Origin of the sequence: Allobosea sp. WAO (genome assembly GCF_001509835.1) — a bacterium.
Lineage (GTDB): Bacteria > Pseudomonadota > Alphaproteobacteria > Rhizobiales > Beijerinckiaceae > Allobosea.
In genome coordinates this window covers 225260-240490 of sequence record NZ_JXTJ01000008.1, presented here as the reverse complement: position 1 = coordinate 240490, position 15231 = coordinate 225260, and the positions used below count along the sequence as shown (strand labels likewise).

Genomic DNA, 15231 nt, shown 5'->3' with positions numbered 1-15231 from the left:
AAACCCCGCGGATCGCTCCGCGGGGCCGAGCCTTGATCAGGCGATCTCGCCGCTCAGGAATGGGCCAGGATGGCAAGCAGCAGGAGCGCGATGATGTTGGTGATCTTGATCGCAGGGTTCACGGCGGGGCCCGCCGTATCCTTGTAGGGGTCGCCGACGGTGTCACCGGTAACCGAGGCCTTGTGCGCCTCGGAGCCCTTGAGATGGCGCACGCCGTCCTTGTCGACGAAGCCGTCCTCGAAGCTCTTCTTGGCGTTGTCCCAGGCGCCGCCACCCGAGGTCATCGAGATGGCGACGAAGATGCCGGTGACGATGACGCCCATCAGCATGGCGCCAACCGCGGCGAAGGCCTGGTTCTTGCCGGCGATGGCGTTGATCACAAAGAAGGTGACGAAGGGCGCCAGCACCGGCAGGAGCGATGGCACGATCATCTCCTTGATCGCCGCCTTGGTCAGCAGGTCGACGGCGCGGGCGTAGTCCGGCCGCTCCGTGCCCGCCATGATGCCGGGCTTCTCCTTGAACTGGCGACGCACCTCCTCGACGACCGAGCCGGCCGCCCGGCCGACCGCCGTCATGCCCATGCCACCGAAAAGGAAGGGGATGAGGCCGCCGAGCAGCAGGCCTACGACGACGAAGGGGTTGGAGAGCGAGAAGTCGACCGTGACGCCCTTGAAGTACTGGTAGCTGGTCGCGCCCGCCTTATTGGCCTCGGCAACGAAGTAGTTGAGGTCCGAGGTATAGGCGGCGAACAGCACCAGCGCGCCGAGGCCGGCCGAGCCGATCGCATAGCCCTTGGTGATCGCCTTGGTGGTGTTGCCGACCGCATCGAGTGCGTCGGTCGACTGGCGGACCTCCTTGGGCAGCCCGGCCATTTCGGCGATGCCGCCGGCATTGTCGGTGACCGGGCCGAAGGCGTCGAGCGCCACGACGACGCCAGCGAGCGCCAGCATGGCGGTGGTGGCGATTGCGATGCCGAACAGTCCGGCGAGGCCGTAGGCGACGATGATGCCGGCGATGATCACGATGGTCGGCAGCGCCGTCGATTCCAGGGATACCGCGAGGCCCTGGATGACGTTGGTGCCATGGCCGGTGACCGAAGCCTGGGCGATGGAGACCACCGGGCGCTTGCCGGTGCCGGTGTAGTACTCGGTGATGACGACGATCAGCAGTGTCACGGCGAGACCGACCAGCGAGCAGGCGAAGAGGCTGCCCGAGGTGAAGGCCACGCCCTGCCCCGTGGTGAACGGAGTGGAGAAACCGCCGAACATCACATGCGTCACCGCCGCGATGGCGCCGATCGAGAGCACGCCGGCGGCGATGAAGCCCTTGTAGAGGGCGCCCATGATCGACTGGTTGGCGCCGAGCTTGACGAAGAAGGTACCGATGATCGAGGTCACGACGCAGGCCGCGCCGATCGCCATCGGATAGAGCATCATCACCTTGAGAGCCGGCTGGCCGGCGAAGAAGATCGCGGCGAGCACCATGGTCGCAACCAGGGTCACGGCATAGGTCTCGAACAGGTCGGCCGCCATGCCGGCGCAGTCGCCGACATTGTCACCGACATTGTCGGCGATGGTCGCCGGGTTGCGCGGGTCATCCTCGGGAATGCCGGCCTCGACCTTGCCGACGAGGTCGGCGCCGACATCGGCGCCCTTGGTGAAGATGCCACCGCCGAGACGGGCGAAGATCGAGATCAGCGAGGCGCCGAAGCCCAGCGCCACCAGCGAATCGATGACGACGCGGCTGGACGGCTCGAAGCCCTTCATCGAGGTCAGGAAGCCGTAATAGACGGCGACACCCAGTAGGGCGAGGCCGGCCACCAGCATGCCGGTGACCGCGCCGGCCTTGAAGGCGACGTCGAGCCCCTGCCCCAGCGACTGCATCGCCGCCTGGGCGGTACGGACATTGGCGCGCACCGAGACGTTCATGCCGATGAAGCCGGCGACGCCGGAGAGCACCGCGCCGATCAGGAAGCCGATGCCGACATAGGCCCCGAGCAGCCAGGTCAGGCCGATGAACAGCACGACGCCGACCATGGCGATGGTGATGTATTGGCGCTTGAGATAAGCCTGCGCGCCCTCTGCGACCGCGCCGGAAATCTCCTGCATGCGCTGATTGCCGGCGTCGCGTTTCATCACGTCGCTATAGGCCCAGATGCCGTAGACGATCGAAAGCGCACTCAGAAGTATGATGATGAGCAAGGCCGACATCGACTTTCCTGTCCCTGAGATCTGCATCTGGGGCAGGACGCCCCGACGGAGCCGGCTTACCGCCGGTCTGTTGAACGCCAGGGACTGCTCTTCCGGGCTCTAGAATCGCGCCCGTAGCGCCGATCGCCAGTGTCTGCCGAATTGTTGCCAAGTTTCCGACAGAATCGCAAACCCGGCGACTGACAATTCGGCCGGGCTGTCAGGCGGCGGCGGAACGGCGGCGCAGGCCCTGCCAGGCGACCAGCGCCAGCGCGACCGCGACGGGCGGGAAGACCAGCCAGTTGACGCTGTCCCAGCCGCCGGCGCTGAGCAGGCCGCCAGCCGAGAAGGAGGCGATGGCGACCGAGCCGAAGACCAGGAAGTCGTTGGCGGCCTGGACCTTGACCCGTTCCTCCGGGCGATAGCAGTCGGTGACCAGCGCGGTCGCGCCGATGAAGCCGAAATTCCAGCCGACGCCGAGCAAGACCAACGCGATCCAGAAATGCGCGACGCTGAGTCCAGACAGGCCGACGATAGCGGCGACGGCGGTCAGCAGCAGGCCGAGCGCGGTGATCTTCTCCTTGCCGTAGCGGGCGATCAGGCGGCCGGTGAAGAAGCTCGGCCCGAACATCGCCAGTACGTGCCACTGGATGCCGAGCGCGGCATCGCCGATCGAATGGCCGCAGGCGACCATGGCGAGCGGCGCCGCCGTCATGACGAAGCTCATCAGCCCGTAGGCGACCAGCGCCGCCGACACCGAGGCGATGAATTTGGGCTGGCGCATGATCTCGGAGAGCGGCCGGCCGCCGCCGGAACGCTTCTCGACCACGGGCGGAGCGCGCAGCAGGAGGACGACGCCGACGGCGAGCAAGGCGAGGCCGCCCTGCGCCAGGAAGCTGGCCGCGAAGGGCGCAGCGGGCGTCAGGTCACGCGTCCAGTAGACCGATTGCGGACCGATCACGCCACCCGCCAACCCGCCGAGCATCACCCAGGAGATGGCGCGCGGTTTGAAGGCCTCGCTCGCTGTGTCGGCCGCGGCGAAGCGATAGCTCTGCACGAAGGAGCCGTAGACGCCGCAGAGGAAGGTGCCGAGGCAGAACAGCCAGAACATCCGACTGCCGGTACCGCTGGCAGCGACGCTGGCGCCGATAACGCCGATCAGCGCGCCGATCAGATAGCCGTTGCGGCGGCCGAGGCGCCGCATCAGCATCGCGGCCGGAATGACGCCACAGGCGATGCCGAGTTGCATCAGGCTGACCGGGACGGTGGCGAAGGCCTGGTCGGTAACGAGCTGCGAGCCGACGATGCCGCCGAGCGAGACCACGATGGCGGGGCTGGCACCACCGAGCGACTGGGCGCAGGCGAGGACGACCGCGTTGCGCTTCGCCAGGGTGTCGTCGCTCACCGGAACATGCTGATTCATTTGCAGGCCGCCGACTCTCCGCGGCCCGGGCCGCTTTCAGAAATGAACGAAGGAGCCTCGCGCAAAGCTGCGCGGCCTGCCCGCCTCGCTGTATCGCACGGTCCCTGCCTCCGCCGTGACGCGGCCGATGCGGGCAAGGCCAAGGCCCGCCGCCTGCGCCGCCGCGACAAGGGAAGGAAATTCCATCTCGGACGCCGTGCAGAGAATTTCGTAGTCGTCGCCGCCGGTCCAGGCCAGTTCCGCCAGTGCGGGATCAGCCATGACGGCATTGCGGGCCGCGACCGAGAACGGCACCGCGTCAAGATCGATTTCGGCGCCGACGCGCGAGGCTGCGAGCAGCTTGCCGAGGTCGCCGACGAGCCCGTCCGAGATGTCCATCGCCGCGGAGGCATGGAGCTGCAGGGCCTGGGCGAACGTCAGGCGCGGCTGCGGATGAAGATAGCGGTCAACCAGGAAGGCGCCGTCGGCCTCGGAGAGGCGGGCGATCCATTCCGGCCTGTCCGGGCCATGCGCCCGCAGGCCGAGCGCGCCATCGCCGATCGTGCCCGTGACCAGGACGAGATCGCCGGGCTTCGCGCCAGAGCGCAAGACCATGCGTCCGGCGGGGACGCTACCGAAGGCGGTGATCGAAAGCGTCAGCGGGCCGGTCGTCGAGACGGTATCGCCGCCGATCAGCGGACAGGCCGCCTCCCCCGCGATGGCGGCAAGCCCAGCTGCGAAGGCGGCGAGCCAGTCCTCGGTCCAGCCCTTGGGCAGCGCCAGCGTCAGCACGAATCCGTCGGGCCGCGCGCCCTTGGCGGCGAGATCGGAGAGGTTGACCGCCAGCGCCTTGCGGGCGATCGAGCCGGCAGGGTCGTCCGCGAAGAAGTGCACGCCTGCGACCAGCGCATCGGCGGTGACGACGAGCTCATAGCCGCGCGACGGACGCAGCAGCGCGGCATCGTCGAGGAGGCCGAGTCCGTCACGGCCGGAGATCGGGGCGAAATGCCGGGCGATCAGCTCGAACTCGCCGGGGCGTTGTGGTTCGGACGTCATCGATCGGCCTGCCGCCCGTTCCTCGCGTCATTCCGGACCTTCGCCTTACTCGTCCGGAATGACTGCGTTGTTTCCTGAAGCCCTACGACAATGCTCACGCCGCCGGGACGTCGAATTCCTCGGCGCGGAAATCGCGGGCGAGTTTGTCGAGCACGGCATTGATCATGCCGATCTCCTCGCCCTCGTAGAAGGTGCGGGTAACCGCGACATATTCCGAGATCACGGCCCGCGCCGGCACGTCCTTGCGGAAGGCGAGCTCATAGGCACCGGCACGCAGAACGGCGCGGACCACAGCCTCGACGCGCTTCAGCGGCCAGCCCGCCGCGAGCGCATCGTCCACCGCACGGTCGACCAGGCGCTGCTCGCTGACGACGCCGCCGAGGAGGTCGCGGAAGAAATTGAGCTCGGCCTTCGGCAGCTCGATCTCCTCGACCTCCTTGCCGATCCAGAAATGCTCGAATTCGGCCATGGCCTCGACCACGCCGCGCCCGCCGACCTCCATCTGATAGAGCGCCTGCACGGCCGCCAGCCGGGCGCCGCGGCGCATCTCGGCCCGGCTCATTTCGACTCCTCCGCCAGCGAACGCTTGTAGCGCAACACAGAGAGAGCAGCCTCGGCAGCGCCGCCGCCCTTGTCCATCTCGGAACGATTGGCACGGGCCCAAGCCTGGGCCTCGTTCTCGACGGTCAGGATGCCGTTGCCGAGCGGCAGGGCGAAAGCGACCGAGAGGTCCATCAGGGCGCGCGAGCTCTCGCCGGCGACGATGTCGTAGTGACCGGTCTCGCCACGGATCACGGTACCGAGCGCGACGACCGCCTCATAGGGGTCGACTGCCTCGTCGGCGGCGCGCAGGCCGATGACGATGGCGGAGGGGATTTCGAGCGCGCCGGGAACGGTCACGACGTCGACGCGGCAGCCTGCGTTCTCCAGCACGGCGAGTGCGCCCTGCAGCAGCTCGTCGGCGAGGCCGTCATAGAAGCGGGCCTCGACCACGAGGACGCGTGCGTCGTCGAGCGGGGCGGCTGAGGCAGCCGATGATTGCCGGGCTCCGGCCATGCGGGAATTCCTTCTGGTATCGTCGAGGCGCCTTCGACCGGGTCGAAAGCAATCAAGCCCTCATCCTGAGGAGCCATTTCGTCAGGAATGGCGTGTCGAAGGATGGTCCATGGACCATCCTTCGACACGCCGCTGCGCGGCTCCTCAGGATGAGGGCTGAGGCAGGACCGGCTCTTAGCCCTGCCCGCGCGCCTCCGCAAGCCGCGCGGCATACCGCGCCATCAGATCGACCTCGACATGAACGCCGTCCCCCTGCTTGCGCTGGCCCCAGGTGGTGATGCTGAAGGAATGCGGGATCAGCAGGACCGTGAAGACGTCGTCCTCGACGGTGTTGACCGTCAACGAAGTGCCGTCGAGGCAGATCGAGCCCTTGGCCGCGATGAAACGGGCGAGCCCTTGCGGCGCGCGAATATGGAAGCGCGCCGTCGCGCCCCATGGCTCGTCCGGATCGGGCGCGATCGCGTCGACCTTGATGATCGATCCGACACCGTCGACATGGCCGGTGACCAGATGGCCGCCGAGCTCGTCGCCCATCTTCAGCGAGCGCTCGAGATTGATCCGCGTCCCGACATCCCAATCGCCGACCCGGGTCTTCGACAGCGTCTCGGCCGCGGCCTCGACCTGGAAGACGCAGCCCGGCTCGCCATCGTCGCGCGGGCTAAGGGCGGTCACGGTGAGGCAGACACCGGCGCAGGCGATCGAGGCGCCGATCTCGATGCCATCAGCCTCCCAGGGGCAGGAGATGGCGAGCCGCTTCAGGCTCGGCCCCATCTTCCGCGCCTGGGTTACGGTGCCAATGGCGGTGACGATGCCGGTGAACATCAGGCGATCCTCGTGAAGTGCTGGAAACGGTCCTGGCCGATGAGCCTGGTTTCGGCGATGGCGTACATCTTGGGGTCCGCGAGCAGCGCCGCAAGGCCCGGCCGCACCGCGACGACGCCCGGCTCACCGAGGGCGGTCGGTGAGGTCGAGACGATGACCTCGTCAGCGAAGCCGGCGAGCGCCAGCCTTTCGCCGATGGTCGGCCCGCCCTCGGAAAAGACCCGGGTGATGCCGCGCGCCGCGAGGAGCCGCAGCGCCTCGCCGAGATCGAGATGCCCGTCGGCGGCGCGCCCGACGCGCATCACCTCGACACCGGCGGCGACGAGGCGCGCCTCGGCCTCGACCGGTGCGTCCTCCGCCGCGATCGCCCAGACCGGCACCTCGCCGGCGCCCCTGACCAGCTGCGAATCCGGCGGCAGGCGCAGATTGGAATCGAGCACGACCCGGACCGGCGAGCGGATCTCCAGCCCGGCGAGCCGCACGGTCAGGAGCGGATCATCGGCGAGGACAGAGCCGATGCCGAGCATGATCGCGTCATAGCGGGCACGCTCGCGATGGACCCATTCACCGGCCTCCGGGCAGGAAATCCTGATGCGGGCCTGCCCTGCCCCACCGGCGAAGCCGTCGGCGGTGCGCGCCACCTTGAAGGTCACCATCGGCCGCCCCTGCGTGACCCGCAGCACATGGCCGCGATGGCTACGCTGCGCCTCGTCTTCGAGCACGCCGGTGACCACCTCGATTCCACCGCTTCGAAGAAGGGCGTGTCCGAGCCCGGCGATGCGGGGATTGGGGTCGGCCATGGCTGAGACGACGCGGCGCACGCCGGCAAGCAGCGTACGCTCGACGCAAGGCGTGCCGCCGCGCAGGGTCCGGTGCGAGCAGGGCTCCAGCGTAACATACAGCGTGCCGCCGGCTGCCGCGGGGCCGGCCTGCTCGAAGGCCATCGCCTCGCCATGAGGCCTGCCGCCCGGCTGCGTGTGACCGGCGCCTACGACGACCGGTCCGGCCGGTCCCTCGCGCGTCACCACGGCCCCGACCGACGGGTTCGGCCAGGTCTGGCCGAGGCCCCGCGCGCCGAGCTCGAGCGCCTGGCGCATGAAGGCGCGGTCGATCTCGTCGCGATCAGGCATCGTCGCGAGGCCTGGCCCCTTCCCCGGCAGGCTCGGCTTCGCCCTCGCCCTCGTCGCCGCTGAGCTGGCCGAGCAGCTCCTCGAAGTCGCGGGCTTCGCGGAAATTCTTGTAGACCGAGGCGAAGCGGACATAGGCGACATCGTCGAGCGATTTCAGCCCTTCCATCACCAGCTCGCCGATGGTCGAGCTCATGATCTCCGCCTCGCCCGAACTTTCGAGCTGGCGCACGATGCCGTTGACCAGCCGCTCGACGCGCTCGGGCGCGACCGCGCGCTTGCGCAGGGCGACATCGATCGAGGTCTGCAGCTTGTCACGGTCGAAGGCGGTGCGCCGGCCCGAGCGCTTGACCACGGTGAGCTCGCGCAGCTGCACCCGCTCGAAGGTGGTGAAGCGGCCGCCGCAATCCGGGCAGACGCGCCGCCGCCGGATCGAGGCGTGGTCATCGGTCGGCCGCGAATCCTTCACCTGGGTGTCGAGCGAGCCGCAATAAGGACAGCGCATACCTTGGGCCTCGAGGGTTGCTTGAGGGACGATACCGTCCGCGGCCCTTCATTGCCCCAGCCATGCCGTCGCAGGCCAGCGAAAAACGACCAGGCGGCGGCAAGGGGGCAAGCGCAATATCGCATGACGCCCCGGCCAATGAAGGGAGGCGCCTCGCAAAAAGGACGCAGGGCGAGCCGCCTTCTCATGCCAAGATGCAACCCTGCGACCCGCCTGCCCTTCACCGCTTGCGCCTGCCCGCCAATCCCGCAGCTCGCCAATCGGAGTTTTGCAGATGTCCAACGACACTACGGGCGACGCCTTCGGCGGCCTTGTCGTCCTGGCGTTCGACCTTCTCGACAGCGAGATCCACCGGTCTCCCGAACGTCTCGCCGAGATCCTCAAGAGCCCGGTCGTGCTGGCGACCGCCCAGAAGGGGCTTCTGAGCTTCGCAAATGCGAAGCTCAAGAGCCAGACCACCCAGCTCTCGCCGGACGACATCCAGAAGCTCCGCTCGATCGGCGACGATGTCCTGTCCAAGGCAGCCGACGAATACTTCCGGGAGATCAAGAAATCGTCGACCTACAAATCCCTGGAGAAGCAGGTCGATGCCTTCAAGCAGGCGGCCGGCTCGTCGGCGCTCGGTGTCTGGGTCGATCAGCACAAGGGCGTCGTCTACGTCGTCGGCGCAGCGCTGGCACTCGGCGCGGGCGCGGCGCTGTTCGTCACCAAGCCGAACAGCGGGGCGGTGACGCTCGGCCTGCAGCAGCTGGAGAAGCTGCAGTTCGAGGTCGTCAAGCTCGGCGCACTGAAGCTCGGCGTCGGCGGGATCGTCTTCGACCCGACGGCCGAACTCGTCGGCGCCAAACTGACCGGCAAGCTGAAATGGGACCACCTGAAGCTCGACCTCTCGCTTCAGGTGGTGACCAGATCGGCCGCCATCGACAAGGTCGAGGGAGAGGTCATGGTCAAATACGGCTCCTTCGACCTCACCGGCATCGTCAAGAAGGACGTGAGCAAGCCGACCGTCGATCTCAACCTCAAGCTCAGCGCAACTGAGGACCGCTTCAACGTCGCGGTCGCCGCACAGGTCAAGGACGGGCAGTTCGGCGGCAGCGCCTCGGCCGGCTACAAGGTCACGAAGGGGCTCGACCTCAGCGCGGAACTCAGCCGGACCGGCCGGGGCGATGCGCCCGGCGGTCCGGAGAACCTGTTCATGATCAAGCTGACCGGGACGTTCCCCTAAAGGTCGCCCCGGTCGTCTCCCCTCAGTAGATCGGGAAGCGGGCGGTCATTTCATGGGCCCTGGCCTTGGCCGACTGCTCGACTGCGGCGTTACCCTCCTCGCCATTGGCAGCGAGACCGTCGAGCACCTCGGCGATCAACTCGCCGACCTTCTTGAACTCGGCGACGCCAAAGCCGCGCGAAGTCGCGGCCGGGGTGCCGAGCCGGATGCCGGAGGTGACCATCGGCTTCTCGGGATCGAAGGGGATGCCGTTCTTGTTGCAGGTGATGTGGGCGCGGCCGAGCGCCGCCTCGGCAGCCTTGCCGGTGATCTTCTTCGAGCGCAGATCGACCAGCATCAGGTGGTTGTCGGTGCCGTTGGTGACGAGGTCGAAGCCCTTCGACTTCAGGCTCTCGGCCAGGGCCTTGGCGTTCTCGACGACGGCATGGGCGTAAATCTTGAACTCGGGCTGCAGCGCCTCCTGGAAGGAGACCGCCTTGGCCGCGATGACGTGCATCAGCGGGCCGCCCTGCAGGCCGGGGAACACCGCCGAATTGATCTTCTTGGCGATCGCCTCGTCATTGGTCAGCACCATGCCGCCGCGCGGGCCACGCAGGGTCTTGTGGGTGGTGGTGGTGACGACATGGGCATGCGGGAACGGCGAAGGATGGGCTCCGCCGGCGACCAGCCCGGCGAAATGGGCCATGTCGACCATGAAGTAGGCGCCGACCTTGTCGGCGATCTCGCGGAAACGGGCAAAATCCCAGTGGCGGGCATAGGCCGAGCCACCGGCGACGATCATCTTCGGCTTATGCTCGACCGCAAGGCGCTCCATCGCCTCATAGTCGATCAGCTGGTCGACGACGCAGACACCGTAGGGAACGACCTTGAACCATTTGCCGGACTGGTTGACCGGGGCGCCATGGGTGAGGTGGCCGCCGGCGGCGAGGTCGAGGCCCATGAAGATGTCACCCGGCTGCATCAGCGCCATGAACACGGCCTGGTTGGCCTGGCTGCCGGAGTTCGGCTGGACATTGGCGAACCCACAGTCGAACAGCCGGCAGGCGCGCTCGATAGCGAGCTTCTCGGCAATGTCGACGAACTGGCAGCCGCCATAATAGCGCCGACCGGGATAGCCCTCGGCGTATTTGTTGGTCATCACCGAGCCCTGCGCCTCGAGCACGGCCTGCGAGACGATGTTCTCCGAGGCGATCAGCTCGATCTCCTCGCGCTGACGACCGAGCTCGAGCTCGATGGCGCGGGCGATCTCGGGATCGCGATCGGCGAGGCCAGCAGCGAAGAAGGAATTCGAGAGGTGCTTCTCGGGGGCTTGGCTCATGGCTCTGCTCCATCGACGCGCCGGAGCCGCCACCGGCACGCTGCCGGCCCGTCCGATGCGCGCCCTGTTCGGCTTGATCGCGAGGCCGGCGCAACCCTTGCCCGGCGCTGCCGCGTCCTTAGACCATGACCGGCGAAAGGGGAATGCGGTTTTGTCGCCGTCGAGGCACAGCAACTGCGGGCCGCCGTCGCGCATCGACCGTTCCGGAGAAACTCGCCGGGAGCCCTCGCCGCAATTTCGACACAGCAGCGACGGAACCATGGCGAAGTTCGGGCGTTGCCCTTCCAGCGGCGGAGGCGACCATGGGCTTTGGAATTCTCGAAATCGCGATCGTGATGAGCTGCATCTCGATCCTCGGCTTCATAATCGCCGACAACTTCGTCTGACGGCGGGAAACGCGGCGGCCAGATCCGTGTCGGATGCTCGCCGACAGCGGCTCATCGGCGATGTCGAACGCTGGGTCGAAGGCGCGCAAGAACAAAGGGCTCCCGGACCGCGGTCCGGGAGCCCTCTTCACGTGGAAGGCAGGACAGGCCTGCGTCAGATATCCTGCTCGCCCTGGAGCCGAGCGACCGGCACCGGGCCGAGCCCGTCCTTGTTGTAGATATCCTCGCGGAACTGGACGCCGCCATCGGGCGTCGCCCAGGCGGTGATGTAGACCCAGTAGCACGGCACGGGGTTCGCGATGCGGGCGTTGATGCGCTCGCCGGACTGGATCGCCTCGTCGATCTTGGCGCGATCCCAGCCGGGGGTCTCCTTGAGCAGGAAGGTGATGTAGTCGCGCACGTTCTGGACGCGAATGCAGCCGGAGGAGACGAAGCGGAAATCGTCACCGAAGATGCCCTTGGCCGGCGTGTCGTGCATGTAGACGCCGTGCGGGCTGGGAATGTTGATGCGCACGAAGCCGAGCGAATTGAACTCGCCGCCCGGATCCTGGCGGAAGGTGTAGCGCGTCGCCTCGTCGGAGTTCCAGTTGACCCGCTCGGGCGCGATCTCGCCGTTCGGCCCGATGATGCGGATCTTGTTCTCGGTGAGATAACCCGGCTGCTTGCGCATCATCGGGATCAGATCCTTGCGGATGATCGATGCCGGCACGGTCCAGGTCGGGTTGAAGTTGACCTCGGGAATCTTGGTCTGCAGCAGCGGCGACTGGCGGTCGGCCTTGCCGACGCCGGCGGCATGGCGGGTCGCGACATGGCCGTTCTCGACCGTCTCGATCGCAGCCGCCGGAATGTTCGCGACGACATAGCGGTTGCCCAGATTGCCCGACCAGGTGCGCAGCCGAACGACGTTGGTCTCGAGCTGGCGAATGCGCCGGTCGATCGGAATATTGAGCGCGGTCAGGGTGGCGCGGTTGACGCTGCCGGTGGTCGACAGGCCCATGCGGGCCTGGAAGCGGCGCACCCCGGCCTCGACATAGGAATCATAGACGTTGCTGGTGCCGGCGGATTCGTCGAGATCGCCGGTGATGATCAGGCGCTGGCGCAGCTGAACGACGCCCTGCCCCCGGGAGCCGACAGCGAGGCGGTCACCGACCTGAAGGGTCGGCCAGCCGCCGCGCGCAGCGAGATCACGATAGCTTGCGATCGCCTGCTCGGTCGCGGCCAAGGCGGCCGGAGAAAGCATCGGCGTCGAAGAGCGCAGCACCGCATTGCGGGCGCCGGCATCATAGGTCTGGCGCCATTCGGCCTGCTGGGCGAAGGCCGGCAGGCTGACGCCCGCTGCAGCGCTCGAAAACAGGGCCAGCACCGTCTCGCGACGCGTCAGGCTGATATGCGGCATCGATCGTACCCCTCGGACTCGCAGTCAACACAAAGCGGGACGAACCCGCCCCTTTCAGCGGGGCCGGGCCGCGCTGGTTGCTGGGGACGATCCCCTACCACAGTTAACAGGCTATGATGAGAGCGGCATTTTTGGGGCGGCGTCGCGTAATACTCACGCCAGTTTGATCTTCATGCACGCCTCTACGGCAGGTGAGACCACCGACAGGGGGCAGCGCGCCCCGGCCCTCGGGCCGGGGAAATCTGCAGTCACGCAGCCGCGAAGGGCCGAGAGCAGAGCGCGTCAGAGCTTGTAGCGGATCTGGTCGGTCCAGAAGCGCTCGAGGCGCAGCAGGGCGTTGTTCATGCGCTCGAAATCGTCGGTCGCGATGCCGCCGATCTGCTCGACCGTGCGGACGTGCTTGTCATAGACGCCCTTCACCAGGTTGTGCACCTCGTGCCCCTTCTCGGTCAGGCTGATGCGCACCGAGCGACGGTCGATCCGCGAGCGGGCATGGTGCAGGAAGCCGAGCTCGACCAGCTTCTTGACGTTGTAGGAAACGTTCGAGCCGAGATAGTAACCGCGGGTCCGCAGCTCGCTGGCGCTGAGCTCGGCATCGCCGATATTGTAGAGCAGCAGGGCCTGGACGCTGTTGACGTCGTCGCGGTTGCGGCGCTCGAATTCGTCCTTGATGACATCGAGCAGGCGCCGATGCAGGCGCTCGACCAAGGTGAGGGACTCAAGGTAAAGCGGCTTCACCTTGAGTTGAACTTCCTCAGACACGGCCGGAGCCGCAGTCTTTACATTGCTTTTCATGGTATATCCCGCCTGTTGTATCCCGGCCAGGATTAGTCTCCCGGTCCGCTTCTGAGAGACACCATAGGGAGAGCGGATGAAAACGAGTTTAAATATCAGGATGAATCAGGGATTTACCCATTTGGGTGAATACGAAATGAACCGCAAATCCCTTAAGCTAAAGCGTTTCTTACCGTGGCCGCTCGCATTCGAACGGCCGCGCGGGCCTCAGCCCTCCTGGTTTTCGGCCGCCCAGGTCGCGACGAAATAGGCCAGCATCAGCATCACATAGCTGCCGATCAGGACCGGCGAGAGCGGCAGCCAGCGCGGGAAGAAGAAGCCGAGCAGGAGCTGGCTCATCGCCGCCAGCAGCCAGAGCACGCCGCCCCAGGTCGAGGTCAGCCAGAGGCCGACAGCGGCGACCAGATCGAACACCGCGAAATAGACGGTGATCGCCTGGAAGGTCAGCGGGCGCGATTCGAAGGGCGGCCCGCTCTCGGGGCCGAGGCCGAGGATCACGGCCCATTGCAGAAGGCCCTTGGCCATCCAGGCGACAGACAGCAGGCGCAGCAGCCAGACCAGCATCGTCCGCCAGCGCCTGCCGCCGGACTTGCCGTCGCCGCTCGCGCCGCCGGGCTGGCTGCGCAGGACCTCGCTCTCGCGCACCAGGCTCACGCCTGACCGCCCAGCACGAGCTCGCTCGCGCCCAGCGGCGCGAAATGGGCCTCGACGGCGGCAGGGTCGAGCGCCTCGATGCTGGCCGGCTGCCAGACCGGCGCCTGATCCTTGTCGATCACCACGGCCCGTACGCCTTCATAGAAGTCATGATCATAGGCGATGCGCGAGACGATGCGGAATTCCAGCGCCATCGCACCGGCGAAATCGAGGCTGGCACCGCGGCGCATTTGTTCGAAGCCGATGGCGACGCTGGTCGGCGACTTCGCCCTGATGGTGGCGAGCGCCTTGGTCGCGAAAGCCTCGCCGGCGGCGGCGCCGGCCTCGAGACGCGACAGGATTCCGGCCAGCGTCGGCGCGCCGAAGGCGTCGGAAATGGCCTCGCGCTCGCCGAAGAGCTTGCCGGGAGCGACCGGCTGCACGAAGGTCGCGAGGATCGCATCGACGGGCTCCGGGCCGGTCAAGGCCTCGGCGAGTTCGGCCATGCGGGCCGAGGGAACGGCGTGCGTCGCGAGGCCGAGCGCCAGCGCATCGCCCTGGCCCACGCGGTCTCCGGTCAAGGCGAGGTAGACGCCCGCCGCATCCGGCAGGCGCGGCAGCGCATAGGTCGCCCCGACATCCGGGAAGAATCCGATGCTGACCTCGGGCATGGCGAAGAGATAGCGCTCGCCGGCAACGCGATAGCGTCCATGCAGGGATATGCCGACGCCACCGCCCATGACGATACCGTCGATCAGCGAGAGGAAAGGCTTGGGATAGGACTGGATACGGGCGTTGAGGATGTACTCCTCGCGCCAGAAGGCCAGCATCTCGTCCTGCCGGCCGGCCTTGCCGAGATCGTGCAAAGCGCGGATGTCGCCGCCGGCGCAGAATGCCTTCTCGCCGGAGGCCGTCACCACAATGCGGGTTACCGCCGGATCGTTCTCCCAGGCGTCGAGCGCACGCGCCAGCTCGCGGACCATGCCATGGCTGAGCGCATTCAGCGCCTTCGGACGGTTGAGCAGCACATAGCCCGCCGCGCCGCGCTTCTCGCAGATGATCTCTTGGTCCTGCGTCATATCCCGGATGCCGTCCTGATGGTCCCAGCGGTTCTGGAAGCCGTGGCCGGGCTTGTCAACGCGAGGGGGTGGCCTATCCGATCCTGTCTCTGTGCACAGCGCCGCGCTTGGCGCACAGCGGCGCACGCCGGGCCGGCATGCGACGCCAGTGCCTGTTTTGGAATGGTTCCGATGTGCTAAAGCAACGCTCAAGACTGCCGTCGGGCAGGTTGGAGGCGTTCATGGCATCTCGGGTTGTGCGG

At 67.1% G+C, this 15231-nt stretch carries 14 protein-coding genes; 1 reads left to right on the top strand and 13 read right to left on the bottom strand.

All coding sequences use genetic code 11. From position 1 onward, the window contains the following. Positions 1-53: 53 nt before the first annotated feature. The 8 genes from DK26_RS16005 to nrdR form a co-directional block, all read right to left on the bottom strand. Positions 54-2210 carry a sodium-translocating pyrophosphatase gene (locus DK26_RS16005; protein WP_066474492.1) on the bottom strand — a complete coding sequence of 719 codons (2157 nt, stop codon included), beginning with the start codon at positions 2208-2210 and terminating at the stop codon, positions 54-56. Positions 2211-2409: 199 nt separating this feature from the next. Beyond that, positions 2410-3612, bottom strand: coding sequence for an MFS transporter (locus DK26_RS16000; RefSeq protein ID WP_198162341.1), 1203 nt, complete (start codon positions 3610-3612; stop codon positions 2410-2412). A 36-nt stretch (positions 3613-3648) separates the two neighbouring features. Next, positions 3649-4647: a thiamine-phosphate kinase gene (gene thiL, locus DK26_RS15995; protein ID WP_066474489.1), complete on the bottom strand. Its 999-nt coding sequence runs from the start codon at positions 4645-4647 to the stop codon at positions 3649-3651. A gap of 94 nt (positions 4648-4741) precedes the next feature. After that, the gene (nusB, locus tag DK26_RS15990; RefSeq protein ID WP_066474488.1) at positions 4742-5209 is read right to left on the bottom strand and encodes a transcription antitermination factor NusB; all 468 of its coding nucleotides are present in this window, start codon (positions 5207-5209) and stop codon (positions 4742-4744) included. Continuing rightward, on the bottom strand, positions 5206-5703 hold the full coding sequence (gene ribH, locus DK26_RS15985; protein WP_066474485.1) for a 6,7-dimethyl-8-ribityllumazine synthase: 498 nt from the start codon (positions 5701-5703) through the stop codon (positions 5206-5208). Before ribH ends, nusB begins: the two co-directional genes overlap by 4 nt. Positions 5704-5877: 174 nt before the next feature. Beyond that, positions 5878-6525: a riboflavin synthase gene (locus DK26_RS15980; RefSeq protein ID WP_066474482.1), complete on the bottom strand. Its 648-nt coding sequence runs from the start codon at positions 6523-6525 to the stop codon at positions 5878-5880. Beyond that, on the bottom strand, positions 6525-7655 hold the full coding sequence (ribD, locus tag DK26_RS15975) for a bifunctional diaminohydroxyphosphoribosylaminopyrimidine deaminase/5-amino-6-(5-phosphoribosylamino)uracil reductase RibD (protein ID WP_066474479.1): 1131 nt from the start codon (positions 7653-7655) through the stop codon (positions 6525-6527). Before ribD ends, DK26_RS15980 begins: the two co-directional genes overlap by 1 nt. After that, positions 7648-8157, bottom strand: coding sequence for a transcriptional regulator NrdR (nrdR, locus tag DK26_RS15970; protein WP_066474476.1), 510 nt, complete (start codon positions 8155-8157; stop codon positions 7648-7650). The genes ribD and nrdR overlap by 8 nt, the downstream gene beginning before the upstream one ends. 274 nt (positions 8158-8431) lie before the next feature. Here nrdR and DK26_RS15965 point away from each other — a divergent pair, with 274 nt between their 5' ends. Then, positions 8432-9382: a hypothetical protein gene (locus DK26_RS15965; protein ID WP_066474473.1), complete on the top strand. Its 951-nt coding sequence runs from the start codon at positions 8432-8434 to the stop codon at positions 9380-9382. 22 nt (positions 9383-9404) lie between these two features. Here the strand turns inward: DK26_RS15965 and glyA are convergent, their stop codons facing one another. From glyA to DK26_RS15940, 5 genes are all read right to left on the bottom strand, one after another. Continuing rightward, complete coding sequence (gene glyA / locus DK26_RS15960; RefSeq protein ID WP_066474470.1) at positions 9405-10700, bottom strand: serine hydroxymethyltransferase; 1296 nt, start codon at positions 10698-10700, stop codon at positions 9405-9407. Between the two features lie 540 nt (positions 10701-11240). Beyond that, the gene (locus DK26_RS15955; RefSeq protein ID WP_066474467.1) at positions 11241-12482 is read right to left on the bottom strand and encodes a L,D-transpeptidase family protein; all 1242 of its coding nucleotides are present in this window, start codon (positions 12480-12482) and stop codon (positions 11241-11243) included. Between the two features lie 282 nt (positions 12483-12764). After that, positions 12765-13277, bottom strand: a complete 513-nt coding sequence (locus DK26_RS15950) for a winged helix DNA-binding protein (protein WP_066474464.1) — start codon at positions 13275-13277, stop codon at positions 12765-12767. Between the two features lie 207 nt (positions 13278-13484). Next, on the bottom strand, positions 13485-13931 hold the full coding sequence (locus DK26_RS15945; RefSeq protein ID WP_066474460.1) for a DUF6163 family protein: 447 nt from the start codon (positions 13929-13931) through the stop codon (positions 13485-13487). Next, positions 13928-14989, bottom strand: a complete 1062-nt coding sequence (locus DK26_RS15940; RefSeq protein ID WP_066474458.1) for an enoyl-CoA hydratase/isomerase family protein — start codon at positions 14987-14989, stop codon at positions 13928-13930. Before DK26_RS15940 ends, DK26_RS15945 begins: the two co-directional genes overlap by 4 nt. Positions 14990-15231: the final 242 nt, after the last annotated feature.